The following is a 14263-nucleotide window of genomic DNA, read 5'->3' as shown; positions in this document are numbered from 1 at the left end:
CGATTTTTTGGAATTTAATTTCTTATTTACAGTTTAATATTGAAAGAAAAATTCGTCAATAAAAGGAACGTGTGGAATCATAGAAGTGATACAAATCAGTTACCTTAGTCGAGAATCGAAATTGGACCTATAGACTCTATGAAGAAGTGGCCTCTGGTGAAAAGATAGAGTCCCGTAAGGAAATGCAGAAGTTATTTCGGCATGTTGAAGACCAGCTCTATGATGGAGTAGTGATCATGGATATTGACCGTTTAGGGCGTGGAGAAAAAGATTAAAATCCCTTCTAAGCATCTCTTTATTTCGTCATATGCCCCACTTACTAGGTATCAACAGCTATGATTTTAAATTAGCACCCTTTTACATATTTCAAGCGTGTTTTGAATGATGAACTAAAGCTATCTTTCTGGATTGTGATAGTTATTCTTTTTGTTGTATCTTTTATCGCAGTTGGGTATTTTAGATTTAAATGGATTGAAGCCAATTAACGAGAGAGTGCTTAGTTATTTAATCACTTATGTAATACCTTTAACTGCTATGGATATTAGCAATGCGAATAGTTTGATTGTAAATGGTTTGCTTTTTTTGATCATAGATATTGTCTACGTAAAGAGTGACTTATTGTAATTAAATACATTTATGGTGTTGTTAGGGTGAAAAGTGGATAATGACTCATTAATAATGTAATTATTACAAATTAAAGTCCTGTTGAGATAACGGTTTTAATGAATACTGGTCAAGTGACATTATGCCGAAAAGTTGTTAAGGGAGTCTATTTGGTTAGACGTTCCTAATATTTGCACTATTCTTCATATTATTTTGTTAGTTTAATCAAATAGCCAGAGGTAGTATATTGCTGGCAATGTTTATTGATTCACACATACCTGTCATTGATGAGATGTTCGCGTGAATCAATTTATAAAACTCCTGCTAATATAAATATTGGTGGGGTTTTTTTGTTTTAAAGTATACTTAGCAATCTTAATAATCTTCCAATTGATGCAATAAAACATGCATGGAAGAACTTATTTATACTCTGACGCAGCAATCCGCACCATTCAGATCCGAGGCGAGCATTTCGCTCAATTTTGCTACTACTGGTTATCCCACCCTTCATCCGAAAACCTGTCCATTACCTTCTCACAGAATTTCAAACAGATGTACTTGCCATAATTCAGTTGTCAGATGAGTAGCTCTGCATAGCAAAAAAACTGGATAAATTGTTAATTTAAGCCCTATAATCACTAAAATCGATTATAATTAAATTTATGTTCAAGTCGATTAACTATCCTAAGTTAATAGGATATGCTATAGAGTTTTCAAATAGTTTTCAAATACATACTTATGCATAAGAGGAGGCGAATGATATGACGATAATGCCTGTTATAGTAATGATCTTTGTATTTGTACCTGCCATTGTACTCATGGTAAGCATGCCTTATTTATCAAGAGAGACGATTAATTTTGGGGTCACCGTCAGCCCTGTACAATTCCATAGTGAGCCTCTGCGCCAGATGCGGAAGTCATATGCTTGGATTAGTACTACCTTGCATACTATCCTATTCATTGTTTGTATCATCTGTCTAATATACGGTGACGAACATTCCATGCAACAAAGTTGGATCATTGTCACTTATTCACTCGCCATGGTCGTAATCTCCCTAGTCATAAACATTAGCTATCATTTCAAAATGAAAAGTTTACTACCTATGCTGCCTATTGCTCTGGAACCATCGATCATGGCAGTGGACACTGAATTTCGGAAAAGAAACATAGGCTTGTCTAGTAATTGGTTCCTCATTCATGTTTTAATTATTGGTGTTACTATTGTAACTGTCCTACGTAACTACGATCTGATTCCTGATCAGATTCCGATCCATTACAACAGCAGTTGGAACGTAGACGGCTATGTAGCTAAATCTTATAGTTCTGTGTTTATGCCTACGATAATGCAAGTGTTGGTAACACTTTTGTTTATATTTGAGAATTGGAGTATTCGCAGAGTGAAGCAGCAGGTTCAACCCACTGATCCTAATCGTTCCATCAGACAAGACGTAACTTACCGCCGTACTTGGTCATATTTTATGATTACAGCAAGCTTCTTAATAGTTATCCTGTTTTCCGTCGTGCAACTAAACATGATATCTCTGCTTAACATGAATTTCGCTATCCCTATTATCCTAATCATAATAGCCCTTATCATCCTATACGCCTTCGCCTTAACGTTCTGGGCTGGTCAGAGCGAAAGCCGCTTGGAGAGATCTGCCGATAGCTCCAATGTCAGACCTGTCCATGATGATGATAAATGGTTATTAGGTATGATTTATTTCAATAGCAAAGATCCAAACCTAATCGTCAAGAAAAGGCTCGGAGTCGGCTGGGGATTAAATTTCGGTCACCCAGTAAGCTGGCTGTTTTGGCTCGGAATTATTGTACTGTTAGTTGTGGTGCGGTAACAAGGCAAACTCTTATTGAGCAATTGATTTAAATCACCAAGTTTGATCAAATTAACAACCGGGATATTCCGCGACCAGCTTATGTGGTATATCCTATATATTTATCACCTTAATGTTCATCATACTTTAGCGAGTAGACCGCTATTAATTATTGGACATAATATAATATTTCTAGAATTATTGTCTATTTTGATAATTAGTCATAAAGGAGGAGAACGACGATGATAAGAGGATTAACAACAGCAGGCTTGGGTGAACTCAGTTCTAATGAAGAATATATCAGACTTGCGAGCCAATTCGGCTTTCAGTCGATAGACGCAAATCCATTGGAGTTAGTGCAGCAGTATGGTAAGGATGGGGCTGTTCAATTGCTAGAAAGCCATGGAATCATGCTAGGATCATTTGGTTTAGTGGTAGATTGGCGCACAACAGAGGAAAGCTTTAGAGAAGGGTTGAAATCGCTTACCCAAATGGCTGAGGCCGCTGAAGCATTAAATTGTACGACATGTTGTACATATATTTTACCTTCGACAGATCTTCCAGTCGCAGCTTTTATGATTGCAGCCACAAGACGTTTAAGACTATGCGCGGAAATATTAGGCGCTTATGGAATTACATTAGCATTAGAGTTCGTAGGCCCTCATCACTTACGTACACAATGGGCAAATCCACTGATCTGGACGATGCAAGATACGTTGAGCTGGATGGAAACGATGCAAGTAAGGAATGTTGGGTTGTTACTGGATTCCTACCATTGGCATACGAACGGATTAACGAGCGAGGATCTGCTGAAATTACAACCGCATCAAATTGCATATGTCCATATTAATGATGCTAAACTTCTACCGATAGAGGAATTGTTAGATTTCGATCGATTGTATCCAGGAGAAGGTTCTATTGATCTCACAGGATTCTTGGTAAGCCTGAAAAAGATCGGGTATACCGGTGTGATCGCCCAAGAAGTTCTGGCGCCAGCTTCCGCGCAAAGTTCATCTGAATTATTTTCTCGTTCTAAAGCAGGCTTCGATAAAGTATTCTCTTCGCTGGAAAACGTATTAATATAGATTAAACTTGAAATATTCAAAAAAAAGGATAAGTGCTAAAATTCCAAACATTCTCTGGAGTCACGGCCAACCCGAAATAGGAAAATCATCAGATCAATCTATATAGCATTTGATGATCTCGCGTAAATTAAATTCTATAAAAACTTCTGCCGGAGTGTTGGTAGAAGTTTTTTTCTGTTAGCAAACGTTCTCCCCATGTGATAGTATTTCACTAAAATACGGAGATGATTATTTAGCGGCTCCATTGTTAGTGAGAGGGGAGAAGTCGTGTCAATTCGGATAAAATTACTGTTATCTTATACGGGAATGCTAGTCGTTAGTTTACTTATGATCGTAATGACGGCAGCTTTATTTACAATTGCTTCTACAGGAGATGTTCACAGTCTTCGGGATTTTTATAAAGTGCACTATCAATTAAATCCGTTGTCAGAGCAAGAAGAATCGATTTTTTTAGAATTAAAGTATTTAGCAAAGCATGACCCCGATGAATTGCAGAATAAGGATTTGTTACTGGAGTATGATTTTAAGCTAAAGACCGAGAAAGCAGGACTATTTGTAAGGCGAGTGAATGACCCCGTTTTTGAATCACGCACCTTCAATCAACCTGAGTTAAAGGATGCTTTACCTCCTTACGATCTGAATAACTATCAGATTCGTAACACATTTAATATTAAAGAAAGATTTTATGGCTATGCCAAATTTGACTTTAAATATTCGGATGGGGCGAAAGGTAGTGTTTTCGTCATCAAAGAGCATAGTCCATTTGCGGAACTCACACGGAGGCTGCTACCAATCTTTTCATTAATATTAATTGGCGTTCTTGTAGTTGCGAATCTGCTATTATATCGCTGGATTACACGAAGTGTTATTAAGCCACTGAACAAGTTAAGGGATTCCGCAGAACGAATTCAAGAGGGTGACCTTCAATTTGAGCTTAACCTACAATCCAAAGATGAGATAGGGGAGTTAAATAAAGCGTTCGAAATGATGAGACAGAGGTTACAAGAGTCAGTGAACCTTCGTCTGCAATATGAGGAGAATCGAAAAGAGTTAATCTCAAATATTTCACATGATTTGCGGACTCCGATTACAAATATTAAAGGGTTTATTGAGGGCATAAGAGATGGCGTCGCCAATACACCTGAGAAGATGGACATGTACGTCGACATTATTTATAACAAAACTATTGGAATGGATAAATTGGTCGATGAATTGTTCTTATATTCCAAACTGGATTTGAATCAGGTTCCATTTTCGTTCGAAGCTGTTGATATTATTGCATTCCTTGAGGACTGTATCGAAGAGATGCGCTACAATAACGAAAATAAAGGAGTTTCATTTCAGCTAGACAATCACACCTCCGAACGTATTGAGGTTCTTGCAGATTTGGATAAATTAAAACGGGTATTACTGAACGTAATTGGAAATGCGCTAAAGTATATGGACAAACCTCAGCCTTTAATTCTTTTTTCTCTGCAAGTTGATAGTGAATGGGTGACGGTTGAAGTGAAGGATAATGGAATGGGCATTGATGCTGAAGCTCTTCCACATATCTTTGAACGGTTTTATCGTGCGGAGCCTTCTCGAAACTTATCGACAGGCGGCAGTGGACTTGGTCTTGCGATCGCTCGTCAGATTATTGAAGGACATGGTGGAGCGATTTGGATGGAAAGTGAACCAGGTGTGGGATCAAGCCTGTTCTTTACTTTAAAGCGAACGACCGACGAAGGAGGATTTCAGTCACATGACACGGATTCTGATTATTGAAGATGAGGCAACGATAGCGCAATTGGAAAAAGATTATTTTGAGCTGAACGGTTTTGCCGTTGATATATGTCATACAGGTTCTGAAGGGCTTGGGCAGGCTCTGGAAGGGGATTACAATCTTATTATCGTAGATTTGCAGTTACCTGGCATCGATGGTTTTGAATTATGCCGCCGTATCAGGGAGGCGAAGGAAGTACCGATCTTTATCGTATCTGCGAAAAAAGAAGAAATCGATAAGCTTCGGGCGTTTAATCTCGGAGCGGATGATTATATAACGAAGCCCTTTAGTCCAAGTGAATTAGTAGCAAGAGCGAAGGCGCACCTAACAAGATATGAACGCATGCTTAGTAAGCTGGAACCTATGGAGAAGCATGAGATTCAAATTCGAGGAGTCCATATCGATAAAAATTCCCGCAGGGTGTTTGTGCGTAATCAAGAGGTTTTGTTTACAGCGCGGGAGTTCGATGTACTGGTCTTTTTAGCGAGCCATCCGAATCGGGTGTTTAGCAAAGATGATCTATTCGAACGGGTTTGGGGAATGGATTCCAGCGGGGATATCGCAACAGTGACGGTTCATATTCGCAAAATTCGAGAAAAGCTGGAGTCAGATCCCTCGAATCCACAATATATTGAAACGGTGTGGGGTGCGGGATACCGATTTACGGTGTAATGGCGCTATCCTTGACGATTTTCGATATTATTAATATCCAGTTAATACTTTATTAATAAATCGTTTCTGGAGAGTTTATTTCTTTCCTTTATCATTCAGTTATAGACATGAGCAACTATTAACTTAATGATACTTGAGGGGGAAATATAGTGAAAATAGTTTCTAAAAAAGCAGCAGCATTAATGGTCGCAGCAGCACTAGGCACAACCTCTTTACCCTTTGCGGTGTTAAATGTACAAGCAGCACCTGCATCAAGCAACATAGGGATATCCGCAGTAGCATCGAAGGTATCCGACAAAGAAATTCAAGAAGCCGTTGAAGCACTTGTAGGACTGGGTGTGTTGCAGGGGTATGCAGATCAATCGATGGGTGTACACAATCCAATCACTCGTGCAGAATTAGCGAAAATGGTAGCACTGACCTTTAAATTACAAGGCTCCGACGAGAATGATGCTTCATTCACCGATGTGAATTCAAACGTATGGTATTACCAATATGCATCAGCACTTGTTGGTTTAGGGATAATGGAGACAGAAGAAGGTAAATTCAACCCTAAAGAAGCGGTAACGGATGCAGAGCTTGTACAAGTAGTATCAAAGGCGTTGAAGCGTGATGTCTTATCGGTTAACTACTGGGCAAATCAATTGAATTCCACTCCTGAACCCGCAACACGCGGAGAAGTCGCAGCCTTACTGAATACAGCTCGTAAAGCAGTGCCTTCCGATAAAGCTCAAATTACAAGTATAAAATCGATCAATGAAATTACATTAATCGTGACATTGGATGCGCCATTGACTGCTGAGAATGAAGTGTTTGCTAAAGCGAAAGAAGATTTTGTATTCAATGATGGTCTAACCTTGACGAATATGCCTCGTCTGAAAACGGGCTCCATTGCAACGTACATCGTTCCTACATCGGTACAAAAAGCTGGAGCAAATTATAATTTAACGTACAAAGGTAAGAAAGCAGGATCATTTGTAGGAAATTCAGCGAAGGTGGATATGACGACAACCACTCAGGTAACCAACGATACCTTCGAGATTGAAGCGCTGAAAACCAATGGCGTTATTGATTATGGATATGTCATCTCTGCATACAGTGGTGGTCGTGGTGCTAACGCATTTGTTTTGGATGAGAAAAATAAAGCAAACGGCATCACGTATCAAATCATTTCTTCCATGCAAGGCAGACAAGTAACGATAACTCCGGAAGGTGGAGAATCTATCGTTGCCAAGTATGTCCCATTCACACAATCAACAGATGGTAAGATTGAGCCGAAATTCCGGTTGCCAGAAGGACAAGTCTTGAAACCGGGTGTAAAATATACCGTAACGTCCGACTGGGCCAATATAGCAAATCCATCATTTGAAGCGAAAGAAATAGCGCCACTGCAAATCTCCAGTGCGGAAGCTGTCAGCGAAACATCCATTAATGTAACTTTGGCTCAAGATCCTGGGGATGAATTATTTTCGGGTCGTAGTGTACAACTAACTGCTCCAAACGGCGACACATTGGCTGCAACGTATAAATTCTCCAGTCGTAAAGGTGCGGTAGGTGTATTCGATATTACGAATAATGGCAAATTGGCTGCAGGCACAGTGTATACTGTAACACCGTTGGGTGCATGGGCAACATCCCAAGCAACATTAACTTCGAATTAAGGATAATTCACAGGAAAGGTGTTGGTTGCCATGCGCTTTCTCGTGTTAACACTCATCGTCTTGATTACAGGATGTCAGACCGATGATTTCAAGGTGTTAAACAACCAAGGGCAGCAATCAACTCAGGAGGTGAACAATGAAATGGATAAATTGAACCAAGCACTGTTAGCTGCTGCTCGTCAAGGAGATAAGGATCTTATAGCCAAACTATTAGCAGACGGTGCAGATATTGATGCTACGGACAAAGATGCTAGAACGTCCCTTATGATCGCAGTACACACGAATCAACTGAATATATTCAAATTTTTGCTTGAAAAAGGTGCCGATATCAATATGCGCGACAACCGCTCGGATAATCCACTTCTTTTTGCTGGAGCTGAGGGCATGCTTGATTTTGTGAAGGTATCTGTTGCTGCAGGTGCTGATACATCAATCCTGAACAGGTTTGGGGGAACGGCACTCATCCCTGCTGCAGACCGTGGTCATGTGGACGTTGTAGAAGAGCTTCTTACCACTTCTGACGTCAATATTGATCATATCAATAATCTGGGTTGGACTGCATTACTAGAAGCTATAATACTGGGTGATGGGGGCAAAGAACATCAGGCTATAGTTCAACTCTTAATTCAGCATGGTGCTGACATCTATCTTGCAGATTCTGATGGAATTAGTCCCTTAGAGCATGCTCAAAATCGGGGATATATAGAAATGGTTGAAATGTTAATGAAAAAGAGTAGCGAGTCGTTATAATGTATGGAGAAAAAAAGGAAACTTCGATCAATTTGGAGTTTCTTTTTTTTGTTCTTTGATCCTTGTATTCCTTACTTCAACAGACCTCATAATATAGTATAATCAGACTATAATGTTCAATAGTGGAAGATGGGGATATAGGACTATTAAATTTTGTCGAAGAATGAGGCGTGCATGAGAACTTCGGAGAATAAAATTAAGTTAAGTCATATGTTATACATAGTAGTATTTATAGGTTTGTTGCTTGTGGTGCGCTGGGGTTGGCATAATCATTTTTCGTTGTCCAATCCACCAACTGTGAAGCAAGGTGTGCTAGATTTACGCGGGGTGGACATTGAATCAATTAGCTCCTTTCCGCTGGATGGAGAATGGGAGTTTTATCCTGAACAATGGGTGAATAACGCCAACATTGATAGTGTTTCTGGGGGACAGAGGCTACAAGTTCCGGGTAACTGGAATGCTATATTCAAGCCTGAAGAACAAAAAAAAGCATATGGATACGGAACGTATCATTTGCGAATTCTGCTGGATCGACCCTTATCTGAGCCACTTAGCTTTTGGTTCCAATCCATCTATACGGCTTCTGAAGTGGAGATTAATGGAACGGTTCTCTCACGGTTTGGTGTGTTATCTAATGATAAGGAAGGCCATGTCTCTGTGAAGAAGTCATTCCTGATTAGTTATGCACCTATAGATCAGCACGAAGTGGATCTGTTTGTTCGGGCTTCAAATTTTGAGTCTCCGTTAAAAGGAGGCATTGTACGATCCGTGGAGTTTGGCATTCAACATGAAGTGGACACCGTTTACTGGAATTCCATTGGCTTGCAGCTAATCGTAGGGGTACTGCTTCTATTACATGGATTGTATTTATTGATCATTTATTTGATGGATGTGCGAAAAACAGAATTGATTATTTTCTTCTCCATGATGGTTGCAGCGGCTGTATCCATTGGAGTTGAACATAACGGATTATTGTTCCGGTTTCTTCAGGTTGATTTTATCTGGACGTTGAAGCTAAAGGTGCTTTCGTATATAGGATTCTGCTTGTTCCTATTCCTGATGGGTAGAGAGCTCTATGGGAATCTGCGAAAAGGTAAGGCCTTTTATAGTTATATCCTCTCACTTCTCGGTTTTACCCTATTTATAATCTTTGGTCCAGATGATACCGTGCTATATTCGATCGAAAAAGGGGTCTATATGATCCTGTATTACGTTCCAGTATGTTGGACGGCTTATTATTTTATGAAGATGGTATTTATTCGTGCTGAGGGTGCATTATTTTTATTATGCTCAGTGCTTGCTGTGTTAAACAATATATTATGGGCTTCTATTTATTACGCAGGAACCTCACAATTTATGTTTTATCCGATAGATTTAATTGCTGCACTAGCCACTTTTTCAGCTTATTGGTTTAGAAGATACTTTCATCAATCCCATCAAAATGTGTTATTAAACGCTCAATTAGCAGAGGCAAATAAATTAAAGGACCGTTTTCTGGCGAATACGTCACATGAACTACGGACTCCCCTGCATGGGATTATGAATATTGCCCAGAGCGTGTTAACGAGGAAAAAACATGTGCTGGATGAAGAAAGTCAACGTGACATGGAACTGCTAATTATGGTCAGTCGGCGGATGTCGCTCATGTTGAATGATTTGCTTGATGTGGTGAGATTGCAGGATAAACGGATTGTGATGAATATAAAAGCCGTGCAAGTAAGGTCCTTGGCGGAGGGTGTGCTAGATATGTTACGCTTCCTTACCGGTGGAACAAAGGTGGAGCTTAGCATGGATATCGATGAGAATTTGCCGTGTGTGTATGCTGATGAGGAGCGATTAGTTCAGATTCTGATAAATCTAGTTCATAATGCGCTTAAGTATACCGAACAGGGGAAGGTTGAACTAGTAGCAGAGCAAGTGGGAGGGCACGTATGGATCCGTGTCACAGATACAGGAATAGGTATGGATGAGTCACTGAAAAAGCGTGTTTTTATGCGTTATGAACAAGGGGCTTATGGCGAGGGTGGTATCGGTCTGGGACTTAGTATCTGTAAGGAGCTGGTCGAACTACACGGTAGTGAATTATTGTTGCAATCGCAGCCGGGTCAAGGTAGTAAGTTCAGCTTCAAATTACCTGTAGTAGATGAGAGTGTTCAATCATCCGTTTCGAATGCACAACTAGAGAAGGATACGGAAACATTGTCACCATTCAGCGCATGGATAACTGCTGAGACGTCTGCTATGGTAGCTGCCACATATTCGACGAAGGAAGAAGAGCCACTCACAAAGCTTGATCCAGACTCTGATGTTATACGTGTTCTGGCGGTTGACGATGATTCGGTTAATCTAAAAGTTTTGCAAAATATTTTGTCAGATGGAACCTATCAGATGGTTACTGCGACTTCTGCACGTGAAGCGCTGGATAAATTAAACCATGATCGATTTGATTTGATCATCACGGATGTGATGATGCCGGGTATGTCTGGTTATGAATTGACAAGATTGATTCGTGAGCGGTTCACGATGTATGAATTACCTATTATTCTACTGACCGCTCGTAGTGAGCGGGAGGATGTTTATGCGGGTTTCTTGGCTGGAGCAAATGATTATGTCACCAAGCCGGTAGATGCTATGGAGTTGAAGTATCGCGCCCTGTCCCTTTCATCTATGAAGCGAGCGGTTAATGATCGGTTGAGGATGGAGGGTGCTTATTTACAAGCGCAGATCCATCCGCACTTTCTTTTCAATACACTGAATTCGATCATGTCTTTAAGCGACTTTGACACTGCCAAAATGAGAGAGTTATCAGATGCGTTCACAACTTATCTGCGCATTAGTTTTGACTTCTTAAATGCAGGCAAGCTCGTTACGCTGTCACAGGAGCTTGAACTGGTTGAGAATTACGTATATATCCAGCAGCAGCGTTTCGAGGAGAGGCTCCATGTGGAATGGGAAGTAGATGCGAATCTGGAAATGTTAATTCCTCCGCTTACGATTCAACCACTAGTTGAGAATGCTGTTCGACATGGCGTTTTGAGTCGGGCTAAAGGTGGAACACTGCGTATTCACATTGAGACACGTGCGGATGCTGTCCATTTTAACGTTGTAGATACAGGGATGGGAATGGACGAAGCACAAGTCAGCAAGCTATTAAATCCAAAAAGCTATAAGAACCAAGGCATTGGGCTGCTTAATACGGATAGAAGATTGATTCAATTATATGGAATTGGCTTACAAATAAAAAGTATTCCTGGTGTGGGGACTACGGTGTCTTTTATCATTCCTGATGAGGGTTGACTGTGATCATAGGGTAACTCCTTGGAGTTGTCCTTTTTGGTATTTTATTTAGAAAATTATGTGATTATTTCACTATTATCCCTTAGGAGATTGTAAAAATAAAAACGATCTGGCATGATTACAAAGAAAGGAAAAATTGTAGGTGAGAGGAAATAGGCATGGGGAATGTCAGAAAATCATTGACGATAGGAGAAGAAGAATGACTTTAAACTTATTTGTAAATGAAACAAGAAACCAACTGAGCTGGATGAATCGTCCTGAGCGCTGGGAGTTTACAGACTTAGATGAGCTTACAATAATTGCACCTCCTGAATCAGATTTTTTTCAAGACCCGGCAGGTAAACATATCGCGAGCTCAGCACCATTCTTATCCACACCTGTAGGAGCTTCCTTTGAAATGACAACCAGAATTAGTGTCGATATGCGGCATAAATATGATTCAGGCTGCCTAATGTTTATGATGGACCATTATAACTGGGCCAAGATTTGTTTTGAATTCGACGGACAGTGTCCCATAATCGTGTCTGTGGTGACAAGAGAAGGGATGTCAGATGATTGTAACTCCGTACAAGTTGCTGTAGACAATCCTTATTTGCGTATGACCAAGCAAAATCAGTGTGTCACCTTTTCTTATTCAGAGGACGGTGCGGATTGGAAACTTATCCGATATTTTGGAATGAATAAAGGTGCTGAATGCGTAGCAGGTGTAGTCGCGCAATCCCCGCAAGGTGAAGGCTGTTCAGTGAAGTTTGATTATTTGAGCTTGTCGGAATCGAAGGCTGAAAGCCGCTTCTAATGAATCAATTTTTAATAAACAATCCTTTTCGGTCTAACTTTAATTGTTTTGAAGTGAATTGGATGATGAATTCCTCCACGGCGGATATGGTAGCAATGATACATACAAAGACATTCCAAATGGAGTGATCGATGTGGAGAAGCCATAGAGGAGTTATAAATAAGAGGAGCCCGGTCAGTTTATTGCCATAGGTGTGAAGGCTTGCGTAAGTTTTGAATCTTCGGAGGGCAACCCCTATCGATGTTATACGGATGACAGCGATCATGAAGATCCAGAAGATGATTACATGTGTAAGTCCGAGAAACGGATACAATGTAAATAAAGTGACAGCTATCAGTATTGTGTCGGCTGCAGAATCTAGCTTTGCACCAAGACTACTTGTTGTGTTCGTCATTCTTGCAATAGGTCCATCGATCAGATCGGTGATTCCGCAAAGGACATAAATAATAAGGAAGACCGAACTTAACGGCTTGAAGAATAACAGCATTATTGCCAAAATGATTCTGCTAAGCGTGATATAGTTAGGCACAAGCTTCAATCTCAACCCCACCTTTGTTTACATATTATGGGAAGACTTAAGGAACCGAGGAGTACTCATTATGCCACGAACACTCAATCAATCCCGGTTGATTTTGATGGAGGGGCTTCCTTCAACAGGCAAATCAACTAATGCAGGAATATTATTTCAACAATTAGAGCAAAATGGCGAGCAGGCTAGATGGATTCACGAAGTAGCGAGACCTCACCCAACTTTATTTTTTTATGAAGCATATATGGAGAATGAAGAGTATCTAGAATTTATCGCTAGTTATCCCCATACAGTTCCGATATTGGAGCAGCTTCTCATTAAACGAAAGCGTGGCATTGGAATTGATCTGCTAGAAGTAGAGTGGAATTATCAAGAATACTTAGGTAGTGATGCGTTTACGGAATTAAAAAGATATGATGTATGGAACTTCGACTTGGAACGTTATAAACAAGTGGCCATTGAAAAGTGGGAGCATTTCGTAAAGAAACAACTCCACTCCAATCAAATTGTAATCTTGGACAGTTGTATTTTTCAATTCCAAATATACACCTTTATCTTAGCTGACGCACCATTCATCCAGCTTCAGTCATTTATCGAAGCAATTTATAAGATTATATCCCCGCTTCAACCCTCATTGATTTACATGTACAGGAATAATACGGATGACACGATTGATTATCTTGCAAAGAGTCGAGGAACTGCATTTTTGGAGCGAATTTGGGAAAGAGACAATCATCAACCATACTATAGAAATCGTCCTCCAGGGGCGGAAGGCTATAAGATGTTCTTAAGAGATTACGGTAGATATGCAAGAAAGCTTTTCGACTCAGCTCCTATAAGTAAACTTTCGTTGGAAATTTCAGAGAGTAGATGGGAAGACTATGTTGATTCGCAACTAAATTTTCTGGGTATCAATTATTTACCTTTTTGCGGCTTTACAATGCCATATGGTACTTACAGATGTGAGGAAATAAATGAGCAGCTTCAATTGGTTGAGGGGCATATTATTACTCCAGATGGTTCTAAAAAGAAGTTAGTGCCCAAATCAGGCTCGGAATTTTATATCCATGACTTGCCAGTAATTATTAGGCTTGATGGGGAATGCCTTATTATTAAGGGAGAACAGTTATGTGACAGATGGACGACAAATGGGGTAATCTATCAAAAGCAACCATGAAGTGTTCTTCCAAAAGGGAGCGGCAATCTGGCTATTTTACCAGAGGCGTGCGAATTATATAAAAAAACAAGCAGGAGCGAATGAACGCTCCTGCTTGTT

Annotated in this window: 10 protein-coding genes and 1 pseudogene; 10 read left to right on the top strand and 1 reads right to left on the bottom strand. The window is 40.1% G+C overall.

Going from position 1 to position 14263, the window contains the following annotated elements; all coding sequences use genetic code 11:
- Nucleotides 1–122 precede the first annotated feature (122 nt).
- The 9 genes and pseudogenes from R50345_RS30890 to R50345_RS18770 all read left to right on the top strand — a co-directional run.
- Nucleotides 123–275: pseudogene (locus R50345_RS30890) on the top strand (recombinase family protein); the annotation flags it as partial.
- A 1089-nt stretch (nt 276–1364) separates the two neighbouring features.
- Entirely contained in the window at nt 1365–2453 is a 1089-nt protein-coding gene (locus R50345_RS18805; RefSeq protein ID WP_042129092.1) for a DUF1648 domain-containing protein, read from the top strand.
- Nucleotides 2454–2674: 221 nt separating this feature from the next.
- Nucleotides 2675–3517: a sugar phosphate isomerase/epimerase family protein gene (locus R50345_RS18800; protein ID WP_042129090.1), complete on the top strand. Its 843-nt coding sequence runs from the start codon at nt 2675–2677 to the stop codon at nt 3515–3517.
- A 267-nt stretch (nt 3518–3784) separates the two neighbouring features.
- The gene (locus R50345_RS18795; RefSeq protein ID WP_042129088.1) at nt 3785–5284 is read left to right on the top strand and encodes a sensor histidine kinase; all 1500 of its coding nucleotides are present in this window, start codon (nt 3785–3787) and stop codon (nt 5282–5284) included.
- A complete protein-coding gene (locus R50345_RS18790; RefSeq protein WP_042129085.1) occupies nt 5262–5954 on the top strand; it encodes a response regulator transcription factor in 693 nt (230 codons plus the stop codon). Before R50345_RS18795 ends, R50345_RS18790 begins: the two co-directional genes overlap by 23 nt.
- A gap of 149 nt (nt 5955–6103) precedes the next feature.
- Complete coding sequence (locus R50345_RS18785) at nt 6104–7615, top strand: S-layer homology domain-containing protein (RefSeq protein ID WP_042129084.1); 1512 nt, start codon at nt 6104–6106, stop codon at nt 7613–7615.
- 30 nt (nt 7616–7645) lie between these two features.
- Nucleotides 7646–8365 carry an ankyrin repeat domain-containing protein gene (locus R50345_RS18780; protein ID WP_042129082.1) on the top strand — a complete coding sequence of 240 codons (720 nt, stop codon included), beginning with the start codon at nt 7646–7648 and terminating at the stop codon, nt 8363–8365.
- A 174-nt stretch (nt 8366–8539) separates the two neighbouring features.
- Nucleotides 8540–11662 (top strand): ATP-binding protein, encoded by a 3123-nt coding sequence (locus R50345_RS18775; RefSeq protein ID WP_042129080.1) that lies wholly within the window; start codon nt 8540–8542, stop codon nt 11660–11662.
- Between the two features lie 199 nt (nt 11663–11861).
- Nucleotides 11862–12458 carry a DUF1349 domain-containing protein gene (locus R50345_RS18770; protein WP_042129078.1) on the top strand — a complete coding sequence of 199 codons (597 nt, stop codon included), beginning with the start codon at nt 11862–11864 and terminating at the stop codon, nt 12456–12458.
- A 4-nt stretch (nt 12459–12462) separates the two neighbouring features.
- On the opposite strand, the gene R50345_RS18765 is transcribed toward R50345_RS18770, so the two are convergent.
- Complete coding sequence (locus R50345_RS18765; protein WP_231574282.1) at nt 12463–12987, bottom strand: CDP-alcohol phosphatidyltransferase family protein; 525 nt, start codon at nt 12985–12987, stop codon at nt 12463–12465.
- A 70-nt stretch (nt 12988–13057) separates the two neighbouring features.
- Between R50345_RS18765 and R50345_RS18760 the strand changes: the two genes are divergently transcribed.
- Nucleotides 13058–14164, top strand: a complete 1107-nt coding sequence (locus tag R50345_RS18760) for a P-loop NTPase family protein (RefSeq protein WP_042129074.1) — start codon at nt 13058–13060, stop codon at nt 14162–14164.
- Nucleotides 14165–14263: the final 99 nt, after the last annotated feature.

The organism is Paenibacillus sp. FSL R5-0345 (assembly GCF_000758585.1).
Classification (GTDB): Bacteria; Bacillota; Bacilli; order Paenibacillales; family Paenibacillaceae; genus Paenibacillus_AQ.
The sequence above is the reverse complement of the archived record's forward strand: the minus strand, read 5'-3'. Positions and strand labels throughout refer to the sequence as shown.

What these genes read in the sequence shown, in the direction of transcription:
- R50345_RS18805 (WP_042129092.1), top strand. Translation starts at nt 1,365, where the DNA reads ATGACGATAATGCCTGTTATAGTAATGATCTTTGTATTTGTACCTGCC.
- R50345_RS18800 (WP_042129090.1), top strand. Translation starts at nt 2,675, where the DNA reads ATGATAAGAGGATTAACAACAGCAGGCTTGGGTGAACTCAGTTCTAAT.
- R50345_RS18790 (WP_042129085.1), top strand. Translation starts at nt 5,262, where the DNA reads ATGACACGGATTCTGATTATTGAAGATGAGGCAACGATAGCGCAATTG.
- R50345_RS18780 (WP_042129082.1), top strand. Translation starts at nt 7,646, where the DNA reads ATGCGCTTTCTCGTGTTAACACTCATCGTCTTGATTACAGGATGTCAG.
- R50345_RS18775 (WP_042129080.1), top strand. Translation starts at nt 8,540, where the DNA reads ATGAGAACTTCGGAGAATAAAATTAAGTTAAGTCATATGTTATACATA.
- R50345_RS18770 (WP_042129078.1), top strand. Translation starts at nt 11,862, where the DNA reads ATGACTTTAAACTTATTTGTAAATGAAACAAGAAACCAACTGAGCTGG.
- R50345_RS18760 (WP_042129074.1), top strand. Translation starts at nt 13,058, where the DNA reads ATGCCACGAACACTCAATCAATCCCGGTTGATTTTGATGGAGGGGCTT.